Source organism: Streptomyces sp. NPDC058052 (genome assembly GCF_042885515.1).
Taxonomy (GTDB): Bacteria; Actinomycetota; Actinomycetes; order Streptomycetales; family Streptomycetaceae; genus Streptomyces.
This window is the reverse complement of record NZ_JBHVRX010000037.1, coordinates 1-20,990: the sequence shown is the minus strand read 5'-3', so window position 1 is coordinate 20,990 and position 20,990 is coordinate 1. Positions and strand designations below refer to the sequence as shown.

The 20,990-nt window shown below is 71.8% G+C and carries 25 protein-coding genes; 16 read left to right on the top strand and 9 right to left on the bottom strand.

Features of this window, described 5'->3' with window-relative positions; translation table 11 throughout:
* The first annotated feature begins 196 nt into the window (after positions 1–196).
* Together ACFVU3_RS34065 and ACFVU3_RS34060 are read left to right on the top strand one after the other, a co-directional pair.
* Positions 197–1,540 (top strand): ParB/RepB/Spo0J family partition protein, encoded by a 1,344-nt coding sequence (locus ACFVU3_RS34065; RefSeq protein ID WP_390072462.1) that lies wholly within the window; start codon positions 197–199, stop codon positions 1,538–1,540.
* Positions 1,537–2,433: a ParA family protein gene (locus ACFVU3_RS34060; protein ID WP_390072461.1), complete on the top strand. Its 897-nt coding sequence runs from the start codon at positions 1,537–1,539 to the stop codon at positions 2,431–2,433. Before ACFVU3_RS34065 ends, ACFVU3_RS34060 begins: the two co-directional genes overlap by 4 nt.
* Positions 2,434–2,504: 71 nt before the next feature.
* Here ACFVU3_RS34060 and ACFVU3_RS34055 read toward each other — a convergent pair whose 3' ends face one another.
* From ACFVU3_RS34055 to ACFVU3_RS34045, 3 genes are all read right to left on the bottom strand, one after another.
* Positions 2,505–3,212, bottom strand: a complete 708-nt coding sequence (locus ACFVU3_RS34055; RefSeq protein ID WP_390072459.1) for a hypothetical protein — start codon at positions 3,210–3,212, stop codon at positions 2,505–2,507.
* Positions 3,213–3,300: 88 nt separating this feature from the next.
* A complete protein-coding gene (locus ACFVU3_RS34050) occupies positions 3,301–3,603 on the bottom strand; it encodes a hypothetical protein (RefSeq protein ID WP_390072458.1) in 303 nt (100 codons plus the stop codon).
* Between the two features lie 203 nt (positions 3,604–3,806).
* The gene (locus tag ACFVU3_RS34045; protein WP_390072456.1) at positions 3,807–4,001 is read right to left on the bottom strand and encodes a hypothetical protein; all 195 of its coding nucleotides are present in this window, start codon (positions 3,999–4,001) and stop codon (positions 3,807–3,809) included.
* 220 nt (positions 4,002–4,221) lie between these two features.
* Here ACFVU3_RS34045 and mobF point away from each other — a divergent pair, with 220 nt between their 5' ends.
* Entirely contained in the window at positions 4,222–5,973 is a 1,752-nt protein-coding gene (mobF, locus tag ACFVU3_RS34040; RefSeq protein ID WP_390072552.1) for a MobF family relaxase, read from the top strand.
* Positions 5,970–6,296, top strand: coding sequence for a hypothetical protein (locus ACFVU3_RS34035; protein WP_390072454.1), 327 nt, complete (start codon positions 5,970–5,972; stop codon positions 6,294–6,296). Before mobF ends, ACFVU3_RS34035 begins: the two co-directional genes overlap by 4 nt.
* Before the next feature lie 624 nt (positions 6,297–6,920).
* On the opposite strand, the gene ACFVU3_RS34030 is transcribed toward ACFVU3_RS34035, so the two are convergent.
* Positions 6,921–7,388, bottom strand: a complete 468-nt coding sequence (locus ACFVU3_RS34030; RefSeq protein WP_390072452.1) for a hypothetical protein — start codon at positions 7,386–7,388, stop codon at positions 6,921–6,923.
* 271 nt (positions 7,389–7,659) lie between these two features.
* Between ACFVU3_RS34030 and ACFVU3_RS34025 the strand changes: the two genes are divergently transcribed.
* From ACFVU3_RS34025 to ACFVU3_RS34015, 3 genes are all read left to right on the top strand, one after another.
* Positions 7,660–8,130 (top strand): hypothetical protein, encoded by a 471-nt coding sequence (locus ACFVU3_RS34025; protein WP_390072450.1) that lies wholly within the window; start codon positions 7,660–7,662, stop codon positions 8,128–8,130.
* 57 nt (positions 8,131–8,187) lie between these two features.
* A complete protein-coding gene (locus ACFVU3_RS34020; RefSeq protein ID WP_390072448.1) occupies positions 8,188–9,318 on the top strand; it encodes a replication-relaxation family protein in 1,131 nt (376 codons plus the stop codon).
* A 411-nt stretch (positions 9,319–9,729) separates the two neighbouring features.
* Positions 9,730–10,206: a hypothetical protein gene (locus ACFVU3_RS34015; protein WP_390072446.1), complete on the top strand. Its 477-nt coding sequence runs from the start codon at positions 9,730–9,732 to the stop codon at positions 10,204–10,206.
* A gap of 67 nt (positions 10,207–10,273) precedes the next feature.
* Here the strand turns inward: ACFVU3_RS34015 and ACFVU3_RS34010 are convergent, their stop codons facing one another.
* Together ACFVU3_RS34010 and ACFVU3_RS34005 are read right to left on the bottom strand one after the other, a co-directional pair.
* Positions 10,274–10,489 carry a DUF6207 family protein gene (locus ACFVU3_RS34010; protein WP_362881783.1) on the bottom strand — a complete coding sequence of 72 codons (216 nt, stop codon included), beginning with the start codon at positions 10,487–10,489 and terminating at the stop codon, positions 10,274–10,276.
* Positions 10,490–10,841: 352 nt separating this feature from the next.
* On the bottom strand, positions 10,842–11,522 hold the full coding sequence (locus tag ACFVU3_RS34005; RefSeq protein ID WP_390072444.1) for a hypothetical protein: 681 nt from the start codon (positions 11,520–11,522) through the stop codon (positions 10,842–10,844).
* A gap of 293 nt (positions 11,523–11,815) precedes the next feature.
* Between ACFVU3_RS34005 and ACFVU3_RS34000 the strand changes: the two genes are divergently transcribed.
* The 9 genes from ACFVU3_RS34000 to ACFVU3_RS33960 all read left to right on the top strand — a co-directional run bounded on the left by ACFVU3_RS34000 (position 11,816) and on the right by ACFVU3_RS33960 (position 16,668).
* Positions 11,816–12,094 (top strand): hypothetical protein, encoded by a 279-nt coding sequence (locus tag ACFVU3_RS34000; RefSeq protein WP_390072442.1) that lies wholly within the window; start codon positions 11,816–11,818, stop codon positions 12,092–12,094.
* The gene (locus ACFVU3_RS33995; RefSeq protein WP_390072441.1) at positions 12,051–12,596 is read left to right on the top strand and encodes a DUF6879 family protein; all 546 of its coding nucleotides are present in this window, start codon (positions 12,051–12,053) and stop codon (positions 12,594–12,596) included. The genes ACFVU3_RS34000 and ACFVU3_RS33995 overlap by 44 nt, the downstream gene beginning before the upstream one ends.
* Positions 12,597–12,631: 35 nt before the next feature.
* Positions 12,632–13,480: a DUF5753 domain-containing protein gene (locus ACFVU3_RS33990; protein WP_390072440.1), complete on the top strand. Its 849-nt coding sequence runs from the start codon at positions 12,632–12,634 to the stop codon at positions 13,478–13,480.
* Between the two features lie 96 nt (positions 13,481–13,576).
* Complete coding sequence (locus ACFVU3_RS33985) at positions 13,577–13,762, top strand: hypothetical protein (RefSeq protein WP_390072438.1); 186 nt, start codon at positions 13,577–13,579, stop codon at positions 13,760–13,762.
* Entirely contained in the window at positions 13,762–14,163 is a 402-nt protein-coding gene (locus ACFVU3_RS33980) for a DUF6415 family natural product biosynthesis protein (protein WP_390072436.1), read from the top strand. Before ACFVU3_RS33985 ends, ACFVU3_RS33980 begins: the two co-directional genes overlap by 1 nt.
* A gap of 117 nt (positions 14,164–14,280) precedes the next feature.
* On the top strand, positions 14,281–14,685 hold the full coding sequence (locus tag ACFVU3_RS33975; protein WP_390072434.1) for a hypothetical protein: 405 nt from the start codon (positions 14,281–14,283) through the stop codon (positions 14,683–14,685).
* Complete coding sequence (locus ACFVU3_RS33970; RefSeq protein ID WP_390072432.1) at positions 14,682–15,380, top strand: DUF6875 domain-containing protein; 699 nt, start codon at positions 14,682–14,684, stop codon at positions 15,378–15,380. The genes ACFVU3_RS33975 and ACFVU3_RS33970 overlap by 4 nt, the downstream gene beginning before the upstream one ends.
* The gene (locus ACFVU3_RS33965) at positions 15,296–16,180 is read left to right on the top strand and encodes a protein kinase (RefSeq protein WP_390072430.1); all 885 of its coding nucleotides are present in this window, start codon (positions 15,296–15,298) and stop codon (positions 16,178–16,180) included. The genes ACFVU3_RS33970 and ACFVU3_RS33965 overlap by 85 nt, the downstream gene beginning before the upstream one ends.
* The gene (locus ACFVU3_RS33960) at positions 16,174–16,668 is read left to right on the top strand and encodes a GNAT family N-acetyltransferase (protein ID WP_390072428.1); all 495 of its coding nucleotides are present in this window, start codon (positions 16,174–16,176) and stop codon (positions 16,666–16,668) included. Before ACFVU3_RS33965 ends, ACFVU3_RS33960 begins: the two co-directional genes overlap by 7 nt.
* An 89-nt stretch (positions 16,669–16,757) precedes the next feature.
* Here the strand turns inward: ACFVU3_RS33960 and ACFVU3_RS33955 are convergent, their stop codons facing one another.
* From ACFVU3_RS33955 to ACFVU3_RS33945, 3 genes are all read right to left on the bottom strand, one after another.
* The gene (locus tag ACFVU3_RS33955) at positions 16,758–17,180 is read right to left on the bottom strand and encodes a hypothetical protein (RefSeq protein WP_390072426.1); all 423 of its coding nucleotides are present in this window, start codon (positions 17,178–17,180) and stop codon (positions 16,758–16,760) included.
* Positions 17,181–17,556: 376 nt separating this feature from the next.
* Entirely contained in the window at positions 17,557–20,223 is a 2,667-nt protein-coding gene (locus ACFVU3_RS33950; protein WP_390072424.1) for a Helicase associated domain protein, read from the bottom strand.
* Between the two features lie 37 nt (positions 20,224–20,260).
* Complete coding sequence (locus ACFVU3_RS33945; protein WP_390072422.1) at positions 20,261–20,887, bottom strand: hypothetical protein; 627 nt, start codon at positions 20,885–20,887, stop codon at positions 20,261–20,263.
* Positions 20,888–20,990: the final 103 nt, after the last annotated feature.

Genomic DNA, 20,990 nt, shown 5'->3' with positions numbered 1-20,990 from the left:
GCAGACGAGTTTCCCGACCCCGCCCGCGCATGGCCTTCCGTCAACCCCCGGACGAGGCAACGGCGTTTCCAATGGAAACGGCAACCGCAGCCTTGGCGGGACACCGACTGGCCCCGCTTGGGCCGTGCGAGAGCGCCAGCGTTTCCATTGGAAACGGCTAGTCTCTGGCCGTACTTTCTGTCGTCCTGGAGAATCTATGGCTGCCAACCTTCCGAGGCCCAAGCGCACGAGCACCAAGCAGGCCCCCGCAGTTCCATCCAAGGAAGAGGCGTTCTACCGGGGCGGCAAGGACCGCAGCGGCGACACTGTCGAACTCCACCCCAAGGACCTGTGCCCTAACCCGTTCAACAAGCGGGCCATGTCGGGCGTCGAAGAGCTCGCGGCCACGATCGCGGAAGTCGGCCTCCTCCAGAACATCGCGCACATCCCTGCGGACGTCTGGCTCGCGCACTACCCGGAGACGGCAGAGAAGATCACCGCCTCGAACGTGATCCTCTTCGGGGAGCACCGCTGGCGGGCCGTCCAGTCCCTGGGCTGGGAGATCATCCCCAGCGTCCTGATGGACGACAAGGTCGCCGACGCCCGGCTCATCACCCTCATCGAGAACCTCCGCCGCGCACAGCTCAGCCCCCTGGAAGAGGCCGAGCACTACGAGGCCCTGCGGAGCGGCGGGCTCTCGTACGAGCAGATCGCCCAGAAGGTCGGCGAGACCGCCAAGGGGGCCATCTCCAAGGGCACCGTGTGGAAGCGCGTGCAGCTCCTCGCCCTGGAGCCGGAAGTGCAGGGGGCGCTCCGGGACGGCACGCTGGCTGTCAGCACCGCGGAGAAGCTCCAGAAGATGAACGCCCAGGAGCAGCGGGAGGCGGTGGTCCTGGTCCAGGGCGGCATGCGTCCGCTGGAAGCGCAGGCGCAGATCCTCGCGCGTCAGCGGCAGGCCGACGATGCGCCCGACTCCGAGGTGGGCGATGGAGAGGGTGCCGTTTCCACTGGAAACGGCAGGGCTTCGCAGCCGGCGGCCGTTTCCACTGGAAACGCTGCCGCCAAGCCCCGTGCGACGGCGAAGAAGGAGCAGCCCAAGCCGTCGGCTGACCAGTACGAGCGCGACCGCAGTGCGGCAGCCGCAGCGCGAGACGCCGCCTGCCAGCTCCTCGTGGAGACCGTGGACGTCGGCGACACGGCCGACAGCGATCTCCTCCTCAAGGCCATGACCGGTGCTCTGCTCGCTCCGCAGCAGCAGTCCGCCGCGCAGCAGCGCGCCCTGGTCTGGCTCCGCCGAGCTGAACGTCACGGCATCGACGACCAGAACGCTGGCACCTACTTCAACGCCGTCCAGGACTCGGGCGACGGTGAACTTCAGCGACTCGCGGCGTTCGCAAGCGCGCTTGCCGCGGCCGAGCTCCGCACCGCCGCCCGCCGGCACTCGTGGGGCAGCCGAGAGGCCGGCTACCTCCGCCTCCTCCAGGACCATGCGCAGTACGCCCCGGAGACCGCGTGGGAGAAGAAGGAACTGGGCTTGGACACCACAGGAGAGAACGCGTGACGCGCACCGTCGAACCCCGCTTCCGCCCCCGAGGGCGGCGCCACCCCAAGATCTACGCCTTCATCCTCGAGTGCGGCGGATCCACCAAGACCACCAGCGCCACCTCTATGGCGACCGAGGCAGCTCTGCGGGGGTACCCGGGCACCATCTTCGACTTCGACGCCAACCGGTCCACGACCACGATCCTCGGCTACGACGAAGAGGCCATGAAGGGACGGAAGACCGTCCTCGACCTCATCCACGGAACCGCGACCCTGGACGAGGTCGCCCTGCCGGCCCGCTACCGCATCGGCGACGGCTACGGAGACGACGCCTTCGCCTACATCCCGGGCCTGCGCGTCGTGCCCAGCTGCAAGGAGATGTCCACCGCGGACACGGCAATCGCCGAGGACGCGGACCGGCAGGACTGGTTCGCTGAGATTCTGCTCGGCTACGACGGCGACGAGGACGACGTCTTCTGGCTCGACTTCCCGGCCAGCTACGGGAAGATGGTCTACTCCGTGATCCGGATGCTCGACGAGGACGACTCCGTCATCCCGTCGGTCCGCGCCGATCCGAAGGACGTCAAGTTGCTGGTTCCGCTGTTCGAGGAGCTCGACCGGGTCCGGGAGAAGAACCGCCTCCGCCGGTCGGTCCCCGGCCGCCCGACGGTCAACCATCTGATCCTCACGGGCACCCCGACCGCCAGCTACACCGAAGCGTCGGCCAGGAAGGCCACGGCGCTCGCCGAATCCCTGTACGGCGACATCCTCACGCCGTACATCCGGTACTCGGCCGACGCCAAGAAGCTGTACGACGACTGCTGCCCCCTGCCCATCCTTCTGCCCAACTCGGTGCCGGCCGTCGACTACCGGAAGCTGATGACCAACATCGGATTCCCCGACCGCACCTGACCACCGTTTCCAATGGAAACGACGCGAGGGCCCGACCACCCCTGGGTGGCCGGGCCCTCGCGCTATCCCGGTCAACGCCCCGCGTCGATGCCCTTCCACCCGTTCCCGAGCCCGCGGCGCCGGGGCCGCGACGGTCCGGCAGCGGGCGCAGGGCGGGCGTTCAGTGCACCGGTCACCTGCGCGGCCGCCGTCGGGGAGAGGCCGGCGGTGACCTGTCCGGAGGCGAGGACGCGGGCGTACGTCCCCGGCCCGTAGGCGGCCAGTGCCACCGCGAGCGCGGCCGCGGCCGTCTCGGCCGGCCCTGCGCCCCAGCGGGGTTCGTCCTCGATGGCGGGCGGTTGGTGGGGGAGTGCGCGGCGGGCGGCGAGGAGTACGGCGAGTGCCTGAGCGTGGGCCGCGTCCAGGGTGACGGTCAGCAGGGCGGGGCCGAGCTGGTGGACCCGGTGGCCGGTGAGGCTGTGTGCGGTGAGTGCCCGCCGCAGTCCGGTGCTCAGCACCGCCGGGTCCGCTGCGGCGTCGGCGCGGTGGGCGGGTACGGCTGAGGCCGGGGCGTGTTCGACGCGTTCGCGGAGTGCGGCGACGGCGGCCGGGATGACCTCCAGGAGCTCGGCGACCTCGGGGCTGAGCTCGGACAGCGCCCCGGCGAGTACCTCCAGCGCGGTGGCCGCGTCCTCGACGGCGCCGGAGCTCCACTGCCCGGGTCCGGCGGCGTCGGCGAGTGCGCACACCGCGATCACCGCGTTCTCGGCCAGCGGGTCCAGGGAGGTGGAGTGCTTCATGTCCCGCCCAACGAGTCCGGCCAGTCCGCGTGATGCTGGCACCCCATGATCGCCTCCGCCGGTCCGGCGCGCCGGCCGCGCCCGGCCGTCAGGGGCCGGTGAGGATCGAGTGGGTGCCGATGCGGCGCCAGATCACGTGCGGGGTGCCGGGGCGCAACTCGGGTCCGTACTCCCAGGTTGCTCGTCCTGCGGGTCCGGCGCCCATGGACCAGGTCAGTTCGTAGATGCCGACCGCGCGCTGGACGCGCTTGACGCGGAGGCCGGCGCGGAAGCGGCCGGTGCGCAGGTCGTCGACGAAGGCCGTCACGGTCTGGCGGAAGCGGCGGCGCTGCTCGGGGGTGAGACGGTCCAGGTCGGCGGTGAAGCGGGGCAGGGCCTCGTAGGTGGGCACGGTGAACTCCTCCAGGAAGCACGAAGCCCCCGGCCGGTGGCCGGGGGCGGGGTGGCTGTTCGTGTTGAAGGGCTTCGACGACGTGGTGTGCTCAGCGGTGTCGGGTGCTCGGGACAGTCGTGCGCTGGTTGGTGCTCGATGAGGGTGGATTGGGTTGGAGTGGAACTACGGGCAGAGCGGGGCGCAGCATTCGCACGGCGCCATCAGCTGTCGCCGTAGCGGTCTCGCATGGCTTCCGTCCACTGCTCGGGTCGGGTCGCCTGGCAGCCGGGGCATCGGCGCCCGGTGACGCGCTCGGCGACGGGGAAGTCGGACTGTGCGGAGCGCACCTGGAGCAGGTCCAGGAGCAGCGGTTCGGTGCAGAGGGGGCAGGGCTCGCCGTACGTGGTGGTGTTCATGCGCGGGAGAGTGCACACACGCGTCGCTTACCGTCTTGGGCTGCCGGGACGTACCGCCTGGCGGGGCGCTTCGGCAAAGACTTGCTGATGGCCTCCCGCCCGGCGGGAAGGACCCCGGTTCGCGCTTTCGCGCAGGTCAGGGGCGGGTTTCCATGACCCGGTGATCAGCAAATCGGATGTCCGTCCGGGAGACGGGGTGCGTTACCTGTTCCGCGGCGTGATGGTCGGTGACGGCCGGCGCCCTGCAGGCACGTCGCTGCGCGCCGCGCAGGAGGAGGCCGGTGTCCCGCCCGGTGTGTGGAAGGGCCGGGGCCTGGCCGCGGTCGGCCTGGCGGCCGGGGACGTGGTGACCGAGCGGCAGGCCGAACTCCTCCTCGGCGAGGGCCGGCACCCGGACGCCGACCGGATCGAGCAGGCCCTCCTGGCGGAGGGCAAGACCCCGGCGAAAGCGCGGCGGGCGACGGTGCTGGGCAGGCCCATCGAGCACAACCAGTCCCCCGAGACCGAAGACGCGAAGGAGCGGACGGCCTGGCTCGGGATGGACCTCGTCTTCCGGGCGCCGCCGACGGCGCACATCGCGTGGGCGCTCATGGACGACGAGACCCGCCGGGTACTGGAGCTGTGCCAGGACATCGCCCGGGACAAGACCCTGGCCTGGCTCGAGGACGCGGTCGCGGAAATCCGATGGAAGAGCGGCGGCAAGAAGAGCGCCCGCGTCCGCGACGGGCTGATCGTCGCCGTGTTCCGGCACTACGAGTCCCGCGCCACCGATTCGCGCCCCCTGCTCCACGACCACGCCGTCGTGTCCATCCGGGCCCGGCGGCCGGACGGCACGTGGGGCAACCAGACAGCCGACGCACTGATGAAGCACATCGTCGCGGCCGACGCCCTCTACACCCTGCTCTTCATGGAAGAGGTCTCCGCCAGGCTCGGATGGGCGTGGGAGCCGCGCGAGGTGACGCCCGGCCACCGCCCGGTCATGGAGATCGCCGGGATCGACCAGCGCCTCATCGGATGGCAGTCCACCCGCCGCCAGCAGATCGCCGACGCCCTCCCCCTCCTCACGGCCAAGTACGAGGAGCGGCAAGGCCACCCGCCGGGGGAGCGGGCCGCCTACGCGCTCGCCTGCCAGGCCGCCGACCAGACCCGCTCACCGAAGCGCACAGAGCTGCGGTCGCTGTCCGAGCTGCGTGACGCCTGGCGGGACTCGGCGGCCCGAGCGTACGGGGCCGACGTCGTCGCCGGGCTGGCGGAGCGCGCCCGAGCAGCGGCAGCGGCGGTATGGGCGCGGGTGCGTCCGCTCGTCGACGTCGCCCTGGCCGCCGCTGAGACGATCGCCGTGGTGTACGTGATGCGCGGCGCGTTCGCACACCGCCACCTCCTCGCCGAAGCCCGCCGCCACCTCTCCTACGCCCTGCGCGGCCGGCCCCACCAGCGCGGCCTGGACGAACAGATCGTCCAGACGGCCATCGACGCCTACACCCGCCCGGTCGGCCGAGGCCGGATGATGACCGCCGACCTCCACGCCCTCTACCCGCACGACACCGAGGACCAGGCCGTGCTCCGCCCCATGACCCGCAACCGGTCCGCCACCCCGTACCAGCGGGCCCGTCTCGCTGCCGGCGCGCTGACCGCCCGGGTCCACGCCGCACGCCGCGCGGACCGCCTGAACTCCCGGCCCCGGCCGCACACCGTCGCCGTGCCAGCCACCCTGAGCCCCCGCCTCGGGCGGAGGGCCGGCCGGGACCTGGAGCCGACGACGGACGTCGCCGCGGTGGAGCTGACCAGCCGGACGCTGGAGGCCGCAGCCGCCGAGATGGCCGAGATGGCCGCCCGGCTTCAGGCAGGGGTCCGGGAGCGAGCTGCCGGCCGCCGCCTCCCTCCCAAGTCCGCGGCGGCTCCGCCGCCGAGCGCCCAGCAGCCTGTCCAGCCCGCACAGGGACGGACACCACCTACCGGAGGAATCGCATGACCAACATGCCGCCCGCGGACCCGAGGATCGAAGCCGTTGCCGCCCGGCTGAAGGCCGCTTCCCAGGAGCGCGCCGAGGCGTACGCGCCGCCGACGGACTGGCAGCCGATCTGGAAGCGTCCCCGGAAGCCGAAGTCCATCAAGGCGAAGAAGGAGCAGTTGGCCAAGCAGCGCAAGCGGCTCAAGGCGGCGGGAGTCCGACGCTTCTACGGCGCTCAGGCGCGCCGGCCGCGGCCCCGGCAGAACCGCATCGGCAGCGCCGCCGCCCGCCGCGACGCCCGCGCCCTGTCCCGGATGCGGCACTCGAACGCCTGGCTGTGGTGACGAGGCCGGGCACCGTCCACCGAGTGGACCGCCCCGGAGTCGACACTGAGTGGATTCCATTGGGTGGGCTCCACTCAGTGGACTCCATCCAGTGGGCGCCACCCTCGCGGTGGGCTCCACTCGGTGGGCGCCACCCTCGCGGTGGATTACCGCGGTGGAGTCCACCGCGGTGCGCACCCGATTGACGGTGGGCTCCACTCTCGGGCGCACCACGATGTCCCGCACCGCACCGGGTGCGCACCATCCGCACCCTCGCCCACTCACCCCTTGCCGAGGTTCGGCCGACCCCTTGTCCACCCTCCGCACCGCCCCTTGTCCAGGTTCCACCGACCCCGTTGACCGGGTGCGGCTCCACCCCTTGACCATGTTCTCCACTGGCACGTTTCTCCTTGACACAGCCGGTTGCGGCTGCCGATCAGGGCCTGGTCAAGGGGGTGTGTGATAGGGCCCCGCCAACGCGGAAGCGCACCTGGTGCGGTGCACGGTGGTGCGCATCATGGCCCCGCCCCGCCCCGCCCCGCCCTGGTGCGGTGCGGTGCGGTGGTGCGGTGGTGCGGTGGTGCGCCCATCGGGTGGAGGCCACCCGATGGGCGCGGTGCGCACCGTCGCCGTCCCCGCCGCGAACTACACGATGGAGAGGCGCACCAGGTGGGCCTCGTCCGGTGCGGGGTGGGCGGCGAGGGCCTGGCCCACTCCCACCGCCTCCAGCTGGCGCAGCACCTCGGCGACGTCCTCGTGGTCGTCGGTGAGGAACTGCAGGACGAAGTCGATGACGGCGCAGGCGATGCCCTCCGCAGCCTCCGGCCCGGCCTGCGCCCAGATTCGCAGGGTGGACACCAGGACCTGCCCGAGGGCTTCCAGAGCGAACATCTCCGTGGTCGGTTCGCCGGCCTCCGGGCCGGGCAGGGCGGTGACGGGGACGACGATCCGCTCGACGGCGTCGACGAGCAGCTCGGCCATCCGCGGCTCGGCGCCGGCGAACTCCCGGGCGGCCTCGACGTCCTGGGCCTGGACGGCGCGGAGGTAGCTGAACGCGCTGATCGCCGCGTGCGGGGTCATCGGGGCGAGCGGCAGGGCGGTGGTCTCGGGCATGACGGCTCCTCACGTACGGGCCGCCGCGCGGATCGCGACGGCCTGGTTCCGAGCCTTGGGGAGCTGCCCTGTGGACAGAGTCCGCGCACCGACGGTGACCACCCACCCCCCTTGTCCAGGTTCGGGCGGCCGCGCGTTTCCCCTTGACAGGGTCCGCCAGGTGCGACAAACCGCCCATCCCGGGAGGGGAGAAATCTCCGTCCCGGCACCCTGAGCGACGGCCGGGGAAAAGCCGCTGCCGGACCTGGTACACCGCTGGGAGACTCCGGGGATGACTACGCAGCGCCTCCCGTTCCCCGTGCCCGACGAACGCGCCCACTACTTCGTCGGCCAGTACGCCGACATGCACGACCTCGTGGAGGACCTGGTCGTGCCCGACGGCGTTCCCGAGGCCGCAGCGACCGTCCTGCGCACGGCCCGGGAGCTGCTGCGCCAGTCCTACTACTGCTACGAGTTCTCCACCGTGGCGGTCATGCACTCCCTGATCGCGGTGGAGATCGTGCTGCGCGACCGCATCCCGGGCGCGGGCAAGAAGCCGCTGCAGCAACTCATCAAGCAGGGAGCCGACACCGGCGTCCTGACCGCACGCCAGGCGGAGTACCTCGACTACGGCCGCCAGATCCGCAACGGCATGGCGCACGGCAAGACCACCCACGCGGCGATGCCGCCGGCCATGGCCGTGCCGATGGTGAGCACCTCGTTCACGATCGTCTCCGAGCTCTGCGCCGCACCCACCAAATGATCACGGCTCGATAACGGGCGTCACACGATCGGCTTCGGCGGCACCTGTAGCAGGTGAATGCGGAACTCTGCCCGGAGTCCCGCGCCACCCGCGAGGAGCCTGATCATGACGTACGCCAGCAGCGCCCGGCAGCCCGAGCCAGAGCCGGAGCCGGGCCAGACCTGGTCAAGGGGTGCTGAGAACCCTGCAGACGGCCCGGAAGCCGGTGCCGCGTCCAGTGCCGTGAACGATTCCAACGTCGTGCCCATCACCGCAGCTCACACCGCCCGTCAGGGGGCCGCTCGGCACGCTGACACCTCTCTCCCTACCCCTGAGACAGCAGCGAAGGGGAAGAAGTCCACTCCCACGGCCGGGAAGGTACGAGCCGATGCTCTGAGGATGCTGGGGTGTGTACGGATAGCCACGGTTCGGCAGATGGCTCAGGTGATCACGGGGGAGGAGTCGGACGGCCGGTCGTACGTGCGCAGGGCGATGGTGGAACTGGAGAAGCTCGGGCTGGCGGAGACGAACGGCAAGGACGGCAAGCACAAGATCTGGAACCTCACCCCGGCAGGGCAGAAGGCTCTGGCCGACGGCAACGAGCTGCCACCCCGGCCGAAGGCCGGCACCGGAGCGAAGGCCGTCCGAGCCGGGTTCGGCCCGCACGGTCTCGCGGTGACCGACACGATCCTCGCCTACACCGACACGGTCCTGCGCGGGCGCCGGGAGTACCTGACCGACTGGCAGGTGGAGGTCAACCACGCCATCAAGCAGACCGGCCTGTCCTTCAACACCGACGCCGTCCTCGCCGTGCCCACCAAGACCAGCGAGGTCCGCCTCTTCGAACTCGACAACGGCACCATGTCCCAGGCCCTCCTCGCGAAGGAGGTCTGGGACTACGAGCGCTACGCCGGGCACCGCGTCTGGGAGGGCGCCCGCGGCACCATCGGCGGGACGTATCCGTTCTGGCAGCGCCACCGCTACACCCGCTCGAAGACCTTCCCGCGGCTGCACGTCGTCCTGGCGGGCAAAGCGGAGCATCTCCTCGACAACCGGCTCCAGGCGCTCACGGCCGCCGTGGAGGGCATCACCATCGCGGTGTGGGTCAACACCCTGCCCCGGCTCCAGCGCGGCGAGCCCTGGTACGAGATCGGCGTCGACGACCCACACCGGCGCCGCTCCCGCTACCCCGAAGCCATCGGCCGCTGACCGGCGCTGGGCAAGCCCAAGGGGAGCCTGGGCAAGCCATCCCGAACACCGGCTTGCCCACCCCGGCCAGCGCTCGTCGGCAGGGCGGCATCGGTCACGGCCACCGCTGGCCTTCACGGCCAGGGCGCGGCTGACCGATGACACGTGACCGATGACCGGTCACCGCCCAGGCCGGGAGTTGCATGGACCGGTCAGGGCGCTGACGTGCTGGTTGACCGATTGTGAGAGACGGATCGGTCACGACCGGCCTGCCGACCGATCACGGGTTCTGCTGGGCAAGCCCTCGGTGCGGAGGGCTTGCCCAGCATCCGGATCACGGGGCGGGACGGCTCCCGAAGTCGCGGCGTCACCCTCCGGGACGCAGATGCCCGGAGCCGGCCGACGCCTCCTCGCCGGTCGTACACCGGAGCCATGAGACGAAACAAGCAGAACATCCCCGGGCCCGTGCCCAGCGATGCGGGGGACATGTGGCACGCCCTCGCCGCTCTCCGCCAGACCCACTCCGAACCCGTCGGGCGCCTCCTCCCCTTCGAGCGCGCCGACGCGCTGCTCTCCCTCACCCGGCCCGGTGACATCGCCTTCACCGCGCGGGTGGAGCTGTCCGGCGGGGAGACGATGGGCCACGTCCACGATCTGATCACCACGGTCACCCGCGGCATCACCTACGAACTGGGCGCCGCCGCGCCGGGTACCGCGCTGGAGATCCTGCTTGGCAAGCGCCACCAGCTCGCCCTGCACACCGACCACGTGGACGGCCTCACCCAACTCCTGCGCGACGCCGTCATCACCATCGACGCGCACAGCACGCCCGGCGGCGGACTGTGCTCCCACTGCCACGGCACCGGGCGTGCTCACCCCCTGTGGGCGCCGACGGCCGGGCAAGCCTGAGCACCTGGGCAAGCCCGAGGCGACCCTGGGCAAGCCCTCCGCGAGGAGGCTTGTCCAGGGCCTGCGGCTATGGGGCTTCCCGTCCCGGGCGCAGGACGTCGGCGTAGATCCGGGCCCGGACACCGGGCTCGCCGGGGTCCCGTCGCATCGGGACGATGCCCGAGGTCGCCCAGCGTTCTTCCAGCGCGGTCATGACGGCCCGGACGGTGTCTTCGTCCCCGCCGGTGATGTCGAGCACGACCAGGCCGGGCTCTGCGATGTGCTGTTCGTCGATCGGCTTCATCCCCTTGTCGACGACAGCGCGGCGGGGAACGGTTCGCCAGTCGAGGTGGGTTCACCCGCACGTGCGCGAATCGTCCAGCGCACCCGGGCAAGCCTCCCCGGCCGGGGAGGCCGCCGGGCGCACCCCGACCCGCTGGAGGGTTGCACCGGAAGGGGACTGGAGGGTTGTCTGCAGGGGTGCACTAGGCGGGGGACCGCAGGTGTGACCGGAGGTGGGACCCCCCGAATCCGGTGATCTTCCGTTTCCCCAGGTCAATGGCCGTGGGCAAGCCCCTTTCGCAAAACGACACCTCTTTCCCACGCGATAGCCGAGGGGAAGAGGTGCTGTTCGTCAGGGCCGGGGCCGGGCGCGCTCAGACCAGCTGCGCCTGGAGTCCGGCCAGGGGAGAGCGCCGGCCCTTGCCGACCGTGCGCAGCTGCGCCCAGTCGACCTCGGGGTGTGCCCCAGGCAGGTCGTCGACGTGGCCAGCAGCGAAGCGGGGGACGTCGACGGCTCCGGCTTTGCTCGCGCCGAACTGGACGCGGCCCCAGGAGACGGGAGCGATCCAGCCCAGGCGGCGCATCCACTCGAAATCGACCCGGCGTACGCCTAGCCGGGCGGCGGCCTGCTCCGGCCCGAGCGGCGCCTCACGGTCCAGCAGCTCGGCCAGGCCCTCCCGGGCGGCGACCTGGTCGACCTGGTCGGGGTTGAGGGAGCTGTACCGGCGGTGGCCGCTGAGGTCGAGCAGGAGGCCGAGCGCGATCAGGCGCTCCACTGCATAGCAGGACACCGCCGGCGGCTGGCCGGGCTCGTTCGGCGTACCCAGTGCTGCCGCGATCCGGTTCGCCGCCTCGTACGGCGAGACCGCCTCGCGCGGCATCGAGGCCCGCACGGCGGCCGCGTCCATCGCCTCCACCGCCGACCTCGACCACGCGAAGCCGCGGACGTCCGGATCTGGGACCACGCCCACGTGCCGCGCCCAGCGCAGCACCACGACCGTCGTGTGCAGCCGCTTCGCGGCCTGGGCCGCGTCGTACTCGGTTCGCTGAGCCATGGGGTTTCCTCGCTCTCGCTCGTTCGCCTTGAACCTTGGCGACAGAACATGACAGACCACCGCAAAACATGTCAACAGCTCCTGAAAGCAGACGAGTTGGACCGGTGCGACTAGGACCGCGCCCACGTACGCGAGGGCAGGTTCACTCTTTCGGCGGCCCGGGTGCTGTCCCTTCTGGGGCGCACGGAAGTGCCAGCGGCCTGGCGCGGCTCGCGCTCTTGACCGCCAGCGCCGAAGCGCGGGACGGTCGTTGTGCGCAACCATCCGCAACCAGCTCGACAGGGGAGACCACCATGGAGTTACGGTTCGTCGGGATGGACCCGAACACCGGAGGTGAGGGATCGCCGACGGTGTGGGTCGAAGAGGAGTCCGCAGATCTCGTCCTGCAGGGCGAGGAGGCCGACGAGCTCCTCACCGCCCTGGTCGGCTCCACCGAGTGGGTGGCCGGCCACAAGAAGGGCATCCCCGCGCACGAGCGGGTGATCCGCATCCCGGCCCGGATGGTGCCGATCCTGAGGGAGGCGTGCGATGCCGCTGAACGCGCAAGCGCTGCACAACGCGACGTTCGCTGAGCTCCTGGCCGCCACCGAGCGCACGGCCGTCCATCTGGAGATGCGCGACAGCTACGCCGTAGGAGACGAAGCCGACGACTTCGCCACCTTCCTGCGCACCGGTATCCCGAACCTCGACCCGACCCGCTCGTTCTGGCCGCAGTGGATGCCCCTCGTCAAGGAGGCGGTGGGCCGCGGGGTGGTGATGCGCCGCGCCCGGATCGTCTCCGAGCCGGTCACCGACTACATCCGCTACGAGCACGCCATCACCCCGCTCAACCTCCAGGCCGGCGAGCAGGTCCGCTGGCTGCCCCGCCGCGAAGCGAGCACCATCGCGCTGCCCGGGAACGACTTCTGGCTCCTGGACGACACGGTGGTGCAGTTCCACCACTTCACCGGCACCGGCGACTGGGCCAAGGACGGCCGCGAACGCACCACCGACCCGGCCGCGGCCACCCTGTGCCGCACCGCGTTCGAGAAGGTGTGGGAGCGCGCCATCCCCCACGCCAAGTACACGCCGTAACCCAGACCACCCCACCACAGGACTTCCCGCGTCTCATGCCCGTCTCCCCGTCGTCCAGTGCCCAGGCCGCCCGCGAAGCTCTCGCGGTGCGCCTGGGCCACCTCATGCGGGACGCCGGGATCAACGGGCGTGAGCTGTCCCGTCGCTGTGGCTGGGACAAGGCCAAGACCTCCCGCATCCTCGGCGCCAAGGCCGCGCCCTCCGACGCCGACATCCGGGCCTGGTGCGCCGCCTGCAACGCCGAGGACCAGGCGGCGGACCTGGTGGCCACCGCCCGCGCGGTGGACTCGATGTACCTGGAGTGGCGCCGCCAGCACCGCGCCGGGATGCGACGCGCCCAGGAAGACGTCCTCGCCCGCAACGCCGCCGCGCGCACCTGCCGCGCGTACGTCTCCAACGTCATCCCCGGCTTCTTCCAGACCGCCGACTACGCCGAGGCCCTGATGCGCTCCATCACCGACTTCCAGGGCACCCCCGACGACATCCCCGAGGCCGTCGCCGCACGCCTTGCCCGCTCCCGCTTCCTCTACGAGGGCGAGCACCGCTTCGTCGTCCTCATCGAGGAGTGGGTGCTGCGCACCCGGATCGGCACGCCCGCCACGATGGCCGGCCAGCTCCAGCACCTGCTCACCGTGATGCCGCTGCCGTCGGTCTCCCTGGGCATCATCCCGCTCGGCGTCCCGCGCACGGTGTGGCCGCTGGAGGCGTTCTACCTCTACGACGACCGGCACACCGTGGTGGAAACCCTCACCGCCGGCATCAACGTCCGCCAGCCCCGCGAACTGGCCGACTACGCCAAAGCCTTCAAGGGCCTGGCGCAGATGGCCGTCCACGGCGACGCCGCCCGCACCCTCATCCGGGCCGCCGCCGACGCCCTGGGGTGAATCCGCGCAACTATCCGCAACCTTCTTGAGGCCCGGCCTGCGCCGTCCGTAGCGTCGAAGCACCGACGGACCACCAGCGGAACGGGACGGTGCCTCATGCGCGCACAGACGACCAGCACCACCGCCCCCAAGCCCCGGTACGGCGTTCCGTCCCCCGCGCTGCTCGCCCGCGCCGACCGCGGCTACGCCCGCTTCCTCGCCCAGCAGCCCGAGAACCACGACGGCAGCCAGGCCCTGCCCGCCCCCGCCGCACACCCCGCGACCGCACCAGCGAGGCTTTGATGAGCAGCAGACACCTGGCCCTCCACGACCCCGAAGGGCTCCTCGAAGGTGAACTCCCCCTCGACCGAAGCACCCACGAGCGCCTGGCCAAGGCCGTGCTCGGCTGGACCGGCGAGACCGGGCTACAGCCGGCGGACCTCCACCAGATCGCGCTGCAGCTGACCGGCGCCGCCCGCGCAGTTGCCGCCGACGTCCGCCGCGCCGCCGACCAGCTGCCCGCCGACCACGCCGCCCGCGCCCTCGCCGACGTCGTCCTGGACGAAGCCGACCGGCGCCTGTCCGCTGCTCCGGATGGCACGGTGCTGTGCGCCCAGGGGCGGGCCCGCCTCATCCGCGCCCTCTACGAGCGCCTGGACCGCCTCACCGAAGCCGCCGCATCCGCGCCCGCCAAGGCCCTCTGAACCCGCCGCGCACCCGGACGAGACCTGGGGATCCTCGGGTGCGCGGCGTCGAACAGCACGACGGCCGGCCCAACCCGGGCCGGGCGAGCACCACTCGACACCGAGAGGGGCACCATCGTGACCACCGCAACCCTGGAGCTGCGCCGCTTCCTGACCATCACCGGCCAGCGCTTCAAGAACGGCCAGTCCGCGCCCGAGATGTTCTCCCCGGCCGTGGACGCCGCCTGGCACGACATGCTCGGCACCCCCGCCTACGACGTCCTGTGCCAGGAGACCGCCGGCCAGCCGATCCGCCACGTCGCGAACAACGGCCACGGCCCGATCGCCTGGGTCGCCGCCTACGAGGCCGCGTACGGGCCGCTCCCGGAGATCTGGTTTACCGACGCCCACGGCAACGTCGACGAGCAGGCCATCGCCCGCTACCGCGAGACCGGCACCGTGGTCGCCGAGTGGGACTGCGGCCCCGCCGGCGGCGACGGCGACGACCTCACCCCCGAGCAGCCCCCGACCCACCGCCCGTGAACCGCACCCGCACCAGCGCAGCGCCCCGGCCCACCGCCGGGGCGCTGCGCCTTGTCGAAGCCAGCACCACCGCTCCGGCCACGATCCACATCAGCGCGTACTTGCGGCAGATGACCTCCCACTGCCCCTACTTGGCTCCCTCCCTCCAGCAGGGCCTGACGAGCTGGACCGTGTATCGGGCCGACGGCGAGCCCGCGGCGGTGGAGGCGGAGCTGTTCCATGCGGGAGTCCAGGCCGCGGAGTGGCTGCGCCCTCTGCTGAACCGGCCGCACGGCAGCCTGCGGTGCGAGAACATCGTCCTCCTCGGCGACGTCCCCGGGGCCCGGCATCGTGACCTGCTGGCCTGGCCGCACTGGGTCCTGAAGAACCTCTACGGCCCCGTCGGGATCATGTTCGGCAAGTTCCACGCGGGCGAGGAGGAAACCACCCGGGCAGGCGCCCGGATCCCGGCCGCCCCTGTCTCGTTCCTCCCGGTGAGGGCCGCCGTACGCCGCCGCGACCCCCGCTTCCTCACCGCGACCCCGGACCTGGCGGCCGCGCTCGCCGTCGCAGTGGACGACGGCCGCGACCTCCTCGAGCACGTCCCCGACCAGTGGAAGGAGATCAAGACATGGGCCAAGCGCTTCCTCCCCCCGGTGAAGCCCTCACCCGCCTCACCGAACAACTCGGCGATCCCCTCACCGCAAGGCTCCTGAGCGACCGGCGCGGCTCCCGGGCATGGAAGATCCAAGGGCCCCGGGGAGCCGTGGCCGTGAAGGCGAACAGCCCCGACGAGGCCACCGCCCGGGACAAGGCAGCCGAGATGGCCCAGGAGGACGAGCACCTCCTCCGCCTCACCGCGGCCGGGGCGATCCGGCCCGGCTACCGCGTCGACGCCGGCCCTTGGGACGGTGGCCGGTGGCTCGCGGTCCGCTGGGTCGACGGCGTCCCGCTGTGGCGGGCGCTCGCCTTGGCCCGTGGTCCCGAAGGCGACCGGCCCTCGGTCCGGCCCTGGCTCCGGCGGATCGCCCGCACCTGGTCTGAGCACCTGGCCGGCCTGCACGCCGCCGGGTGGGCCCACGCCGACGTCCAGCCCACCAACACCCTCATCACCGCAGGCGGCCGCGCCGAGGTCATCGACTACGCCCTCGCCTGCGGCCCCGAACCCGATGGGCGCCTGCCGTACCGCGGCGCGCTGACGCACACGACCGCCCCCGAGATCGCCGCTGCCGTCCTCGCGACCCCAGACGACACTCACGTTCAGGCGCAGCCAGCCGCCGACGTGTGGAGCCTGGGCGCCTCCCTGTTCTGGTGCTGGACCGGCCACCGCCCCGTCCCCTACGACGACAGCCTCGACCGCCTGGACAAGCTGGCCGTCATCGCCCAAGGCCACACCACCCAGCTGGCCGACGTACGGCCCTGGCCGTTCCCCACCTTCGCGGCCACCATCACCGCCTGCCTGGCACCCGACCCCGCCGACCGCCCCACCGCCAAGGAACTGATCGCAGCATGGTGACCCTGCGCGCCCTGACCCTCGACGACGCCCCCGCCCTCACCCGCATCTACAGCGGCGCGTCCGTCCGCTACACCACCGGCCGCGCGCTCCCGCTCGACCAGGCCCAGGAGAAGATCCGCAGCGCCCTTGCCCGGGCGGCCGAGATGCCGAGGGCGCAGTGGAGCTGGGGCATCCTCGCCGCCGACGAGATGATCGGCTTCATCGCCCTGCGCCGCCGCTCGCCCGTCATGGGCACCATCAGCTACATCCTGCGCGACGACACCTGGGGCCGCGGCTACGCCACCAACGCCGCCGAGCAGGTCGTCGCCTTCGCCTTCGCCACCGCCGGCCTGGAACGGGTGGAAGCCATGCACCACCCCGCCAACCCGGCCTCCGGCCGCGTCCTGGCCAAGGCCGGCTTCACCCACACCGGCACCACCGACCAGCCCGCCGCCGACGGGTCCGCCGTGCCGTACGAGACGTACGCAATCCGACACCAGACGAGCTGAGGCACCAGGAGAGGCGCGCACCGGGAGGGGGCTTGCCCGTGTCCGGGGCTGGCGGCGCCGTCAGGACGGCTGGCCCCGGCTCGGGCGGGTCAGCGGCTCCTGATGGTGCCGCGGACGAGGGCGTAGGGCATCACGCAGAAGGCGCCGAGGTTGGTGGCGACGATCAGGGTGAGGAACAGCCAGTAGGCGAAGCCGTGGCCGTTGGAGGAGGCGAGGAGCCACCCGTAGGTGAGGCTGGTGAGGATGCCGGTGAGGGCGAGTCCGGCAGCCCAGCCCGTCTTGCTCAGCCCGAAGCCGAGGCCGATGTAGGCCCAGAACAGGGCGGGGCCGGCGACGGCCGCGATGGCCAGGAACACCGGGAAGTCGATGTCCCGGCCGCTCATGTAGTCCGTGAGCTCAGGCACTGAGATGAAGGTCATTAAGCCCATGTAGGCGACGGCGATGATGACGAAGACGGTGGTGAGTACGCGGGCGGCACGGGTGGTGGGAGGGGTGTTCGCGGCGTCGGTCATGAGGCGGTGGACTCCTTCTCCTACGGCGGGCAGGGCAGTCGGCCCCGATCCGGTATAGCCGCTCTGGGCCACAGGGGAGCGGGCTTCCCGGCAAGGCACCCCCGGCCGCGAAGAACGCGCCACCCGAAGCGGTGACGATCGCGCCACCGCTGCAACGCACTCACCCGGGCCGTGCAACACCGACGCTGCAACACGACTGCGCGTTGCACCCCTGACCTGCACAAACGTGGCCCAACAGCCGTCAAGGGGGCGTGTTGCAGTCCGTGTTGCACCACCATCCCGGTGCCGGAGGAGAAGCCGAAGGCCCCGGGGGTCACGACGCCCCGGGGCCTCCACTTCGCTGACCTCCCAGCTCAACGACGAGCCGGACGGCCTGTCACGCCCAGTCCACGCCCAGCTTCGCGAGCGAGGCGAGCTGGTCGGCGCTGAGCTTGTCGCGCCGGCTCTTGGTGTTGGAGACCCACACACCCAGCTTCACGACGACCGGTTCGGCCTCACCCTCGACCGCGATCTCCTCGCCGTGGGCGCGGGGGACCGGGCGGTGCGCGCCTTCCCGCTCGACCCACTGCGTGAGGGCCGCCAGGCCCCGCTGGAACGCCTGCTGCGCCTTGCTCGGCCCCTTCGCCCCGGGACTGGCCGCGGGGGCGGGAGCGGGCGCCTGGTCGGGCTGCACACCCAGCGCGGACAGCCGCGCCTGCTGCTCGGGCAACAGGCGCGCCCAGGTAGCCGGCTGCTTCTGCTGCTGGAGCCACCGTCCGATGTCGTCGCCGTCCAGCAGCACGCCGGGGGCGATGTCGGGCAGCTGGCCGTCGGCGTCGACCAGGTCCGCGAGCACGCGGTAGTGCCGCTGCCAGTCCAGGGGCCAGGGGCAGTTCCAGTCCTTGTCGATCGCGGCGAGCTGCGCGGCCCGGGTCGTCGCAGTGTCCTCGTCCTTCCCCAGCCCGCTCTTCGCGCCCTTCCTGCGGAGGTTGGCCATGTACTGGCCGACGGGCACCATCTCGTCGTCCTCGCCCCACACGGCGTCCTGCCGGGGCGCAAGGTGCCCGGTGGCCCGCCGGTACGAGCGGAGCACGGCGAGCTTGGCCTCCCACGCCTCCTCGCCCGGCTCCCACACCATCCCGGCCTCCGGGGCGTCCAGGAGCACCTTGCGCCGGTCCTCGAGTTCGCCGGCGCGCAGGGCCTTGCGCTGCTGGTGCACCCACCGCCCGAGGGGGAACGCCTTGGTGACGCCGACCTCGGTCTCGGTGTCGTACGGGACGGCGTGGAGACCGGTGATCTCGTTCTCGGCCCGCCAGCGGATCAGGGCCTGGTAGCCCTCCAGCCAGACCAGGGACTCGGGCCGGTAGACGCGGGTGCGCAGGAACGCGGCGATGGTGGCGGCGTCGCGGGGGCTGGAGAAGTGGAGCAGGGCCGACTCGGCTGCGGCGTCGGTGCCGTCCTCCTGGTCCTCGCCCTCGCCGCCGGTGCCGACGATCTGCCCGTTCTCGTCGCGGCGCAGGTGGGTCTTGCGCTTCCCGCTGGTGAGGGCCCGGGAGGCGAGCTGCTCGACGAGACGGTCGTCATGACTGCGGAGGCCCTGGAGGACGGCTACAAGGGGGCGGAAGCTGGCGCTGGCGACCATGTCGGTCGGGTCCTCGTGCGGCTCCAGGAAGATGGGCACGATGATCCTGGCGATCTTCGTGGAGCCGTCCCTGTTGAGCCGGAGTGCGCGGCCGATGTTCTGGACGATCTCGACCTGGGAGCCGCGGGTGTCGGCGAAGCAGATCGCCTCCACCCCGCGCTCGCCGGTGATGTCGACGCCCTCGCCCAGGACACGTACGGACGCGAGGAACGCCCGGTGCACGCGCCGGTTGTCGGCGTCGATGCCGTTGGCGAACTGCCGCAGGACCTCCCGGCGCTCGGTGACGAGGTGGTCCCCGCACAACCAGGCCGACCAGACCCGGTCGGGCGGGACGTGGCGGCCGGCCTCCAGCTCGTAGAACTCGGCCTCGATCGAGGACTTCGGCAGCTTCTCCGCGGCCGTCAGATCGGCGTCGGAGGCGTCGGTGACGTACAGCTCGGCCGCCGTTTCGGGCAGCTTCTCCGCGAACGCGGCCGCCTCCTCCACCTTCTGGTGGAACGTCATGACCGTACGCAGGTTGTACGCCGCGGCGTGCTCCAGGAGCGCAGCCTGCAGGAGCGCCAGACGCCGGCCCCGCTGCGCCTCCTCGGACTCCCCGAGGACGGGAGAGGGATCGCGGATCTCCAGGACGTCGATCTCGAACCCGGCGAGGATCCCCCGCTCGATGCTCTCGCTCAGGCCCAGCTCGGCCAGCCACGCGCCGTAGGTTCCGTCCGGGTCGTCAGCCATGCTCGCGATCTCCGCCTCCTGGCCGCCGACCCCCTTCTGCGGCCGGGCCGCCGCGAGGATGCGCGGGGTGGCGGTGAGGTAGAGCCGGAAGTCCGCCGGGATCCGGGCGTTGTCGTGGATCGCGGCCCACGGGCGGCCGAGGTCGCCGGCGGTGCCGTGGGCCTCGTCGACGATGGCGAGGTCGAAGCCCGCCATCTGCTGCCCGTAGAGCCGTTCCCCGCCCGCCAGAGCGGCCTCCAGCGGCCCGCGAACCTTCCGCTGGCCCTCGGGTGCGTCGATGTCCTCGCGGTCCACCAGGGAGGCGTACGTGGCGAATACGACGACCGGCCCCGAGGAGGCCCACAGGGCGAGCTGGATCGGGTTGGTGGTGGTCCGTACTCCCAGCTCGCTCAGCACGGGGTCGTTCTCCAGCGAGCACACGGCGATCATCGGGGCCCGGTGGCCCACCAGCCGCCATGCCTGGGCGGTCTGGGCGAGCAGGTCCAGGGTGGGCACGGTGACGAGGATCCGGCCGTCCGCGAAGGACTCCAGCGCGCACGCGGCGGCGGTGATCGTCTTGCCCGAGCCGGTCGCTGACACGATGGTGCCCCGGGCGCCCTGCGGGGGCACAGATGACCTTGCAGGGAATCCGACCCACCTGCGAAACGCGGACCGCTGGTCTACCTGGTGTTCCTTGAGTTGAATCGCTGACATTTCCGTGCCTCCCCGAGCGCTGAATTCCTGTGGTGTTTCAGAGGGCCGCGTGCGGAATGCAGGCCGCGCCCAGGTCGTTCCAGATCGACGCGTCCGCCTTGTGCCAGCCGCCGGGATTTCCGTCCTTGAAGGGCGGCTTGTCGTCCGGGTCGTAGTGCCCGGCATCGAGCGTGCAGACGACGACGTCCCCCTCGCCGTTCACGGTCCGGGCCGTGCACAGACCGCCGGCCTCGCCCAGGGCTTCCAGCACCCGGCGCCTGGCCGTGGTGTGCGGGTGGGTGCCCGGCAGGACGCGGGCCCGGACGAACTGCTCCAGCCGCACCAGGTCCGCCCGCTCACGCTGCCTCACGTCCGCCAGGTGTACGGCCAGCTCAGCGGACCCGGACGCCCGGCCGCAGCGCCGAGACCAGTCGCGGTCAGCGATGCCCACCAGGGCCTCGCTGACGGCCCTCACCCCGGCGTCCCAGCCGTCCTCGAACACCGGGCCACGCGAGCGCGGCGCCATGCCGTCCAGCTCGACGACCTCGCTCTGCGCCCCGGCGACCGCGCCGGCCTCCAGGGCGGCCACCAGCTCGTCGGCCTCAGCCGCGGGAACACCCTGGGCGGCCAGGAGAGCGAACACCTTCAACCGGGCGTTGGTGCCCGCTGTCTGATACTGGCTCACCCGGCGCACGGAATCGCTGCTCAGCGCGGCATCCGGTCCGGTAGATTCGTGGTGTCCGGTCATCTGCGGCCGTTCCTCTCGAAAATGAGGGAGGTTCCCGGGT

Bases quoted from the DNA above. Each gene is read 5' to 3' on its own strand.
- ACFVU3_RS34065 (WP_390072462.1), top strand. From the start codon at position 197: ATGGCTGCCAACCTTCCGAGGCCCAAGCGCACGAGCACCAAGCAGGCC.
- ACFVU3_RS34055 (WP_390072459.1), bottom strand. From the start codon at position 3,212: ATGAAGCACTCCACCTCCCTGGACCCGCTGGCCGAGAACGCGGTGATC.
- ACFVU3_RS34045 (WP_390072456.1), bottom strand. From the start codon at position 4,001: ATGAACACCACCACGTACGGCGAGCCCTGCCCCCTCTGCACCGAACCG.
- mobF (WP_390072552.1), top strand. From the start codon at position 4,222: ATGGTCGGTGACGGCCGGCGCCCTGCAGGCACGTCGCTGCGCGCCGCG.
- ACFVU3_RS34035 (WP_390072454.1), top strand. From the start codon at position 5,970: ATGACCAACATGCCGCCCGCGGACCCGAGGATCGAAGCCGTTGCCGCC.
- ACFVU3_RS34030 (WP_390072452.1), bottom strand. From the start codon at position 7,388: ATGCCCGAGACCACCGCCCTGCCGCTCGCCCCGATGACCCCGCACGCG.
- ACFVU3_RS34025 (WP_390072450.1), top strand. From the start codon at position 7,660: ATGACTACGCAGCGCCTCCCGTTCCCCGTGCCCGACGAACGCGCCCAC.
- ACFVU3_RS34020 (WP_390072448.1), top strand. From the start codon at position 8,188: ATGCGGAACTCTGCCCGGAGTCCCGCGCCACCCGCGAGGAGCCTGATC.
- ACFVU3_RS34015 (WP_390072446.1), top strand. From the start codon at position 9,730: ATGAGACGAAACAAGCAGAACATCCCCGGGCCCGTGCCCAGCGATGCG.
- ACFVU3_RS34010 (WP_362881783.1), bottom strand. From the start codon at position 10,489: ATGAAGCCGATCGACGAACAGCACATCGCAGAGCCCGGCCTGGTCGTG.
- ACFVU3_RS34005 (WP_390072444.1), bottom strand. From the start codon at position 11,522: ATGGCTCAGCGAACCGAGTACGACGCGGCCCAGGCCGCGAAGCGGCTG.
- ACFVU3_RS34000 (WP_390072442.1), top strand. From the start codon at position 11,816: ATGGAGTTACGGTTCGTCGGGATGGACCCGAACACCGGAGGTGAGGGA.
- ACFVU3_RS33995 (WP_390072441.1), top strand. From the start codon at position 12,051: ATGCCGCTGAACGCGCAAGCGCTGCACAACGCGACGTTCGCTGAGCTC.
- ACFVU3_RS33990 (WP_390072440.1), top strand. From the start codon at position 12,632: ATGCCCGTCTCCCCGTCGTCCAGTGCCCAGGCCGCCCGCGAAGCTCTC.
- ACFVU3_RS33985 (WP_390072438.1), top strand. From the start codon at position 13,577: ATGCGCGCACAGACGACCAGCACCACCGCCCCCAAGCCCCGGTACGGC.
- ACFVU3_RS33980 (WP_390072436.1), top strand. From the start codon at position 13,762: ATGAGCAGCAGACACCTGGCCCTCCACGACCCCGAAGGGCTCCTCGAA.
- ACFVU3_RS33965 (WP_390072430.1), top strand. From the start codon at position 15,296: ATGGGCCAAGCGCTTCCTCCCCCCGGTGAAGCCCTCACCCGCCTCACC.
- ACFVU3_RS33960 (WP_390072428.1), top strand. From the start codon at position 16,174: ATGGTGACCCTGCGCGCCCTGACCCTCGACGACGCCCCCGCCCTCACC.
- ACFVU3_RS33955 (WP_390072426.1), bottom strand. From the start codon at position 17,180: ATGACCGACGCCGCGAACACCCCTCCCACCACCCGTGCCGCCCGCGTA.
- ACFVU3_RS33950 (WP_390072424.1), bottom strand. From the start codon at position 20,223: ATGTCAGCGATTCAACTCAAGGAACACCAGGTAGACCAGCGGTCCGCG.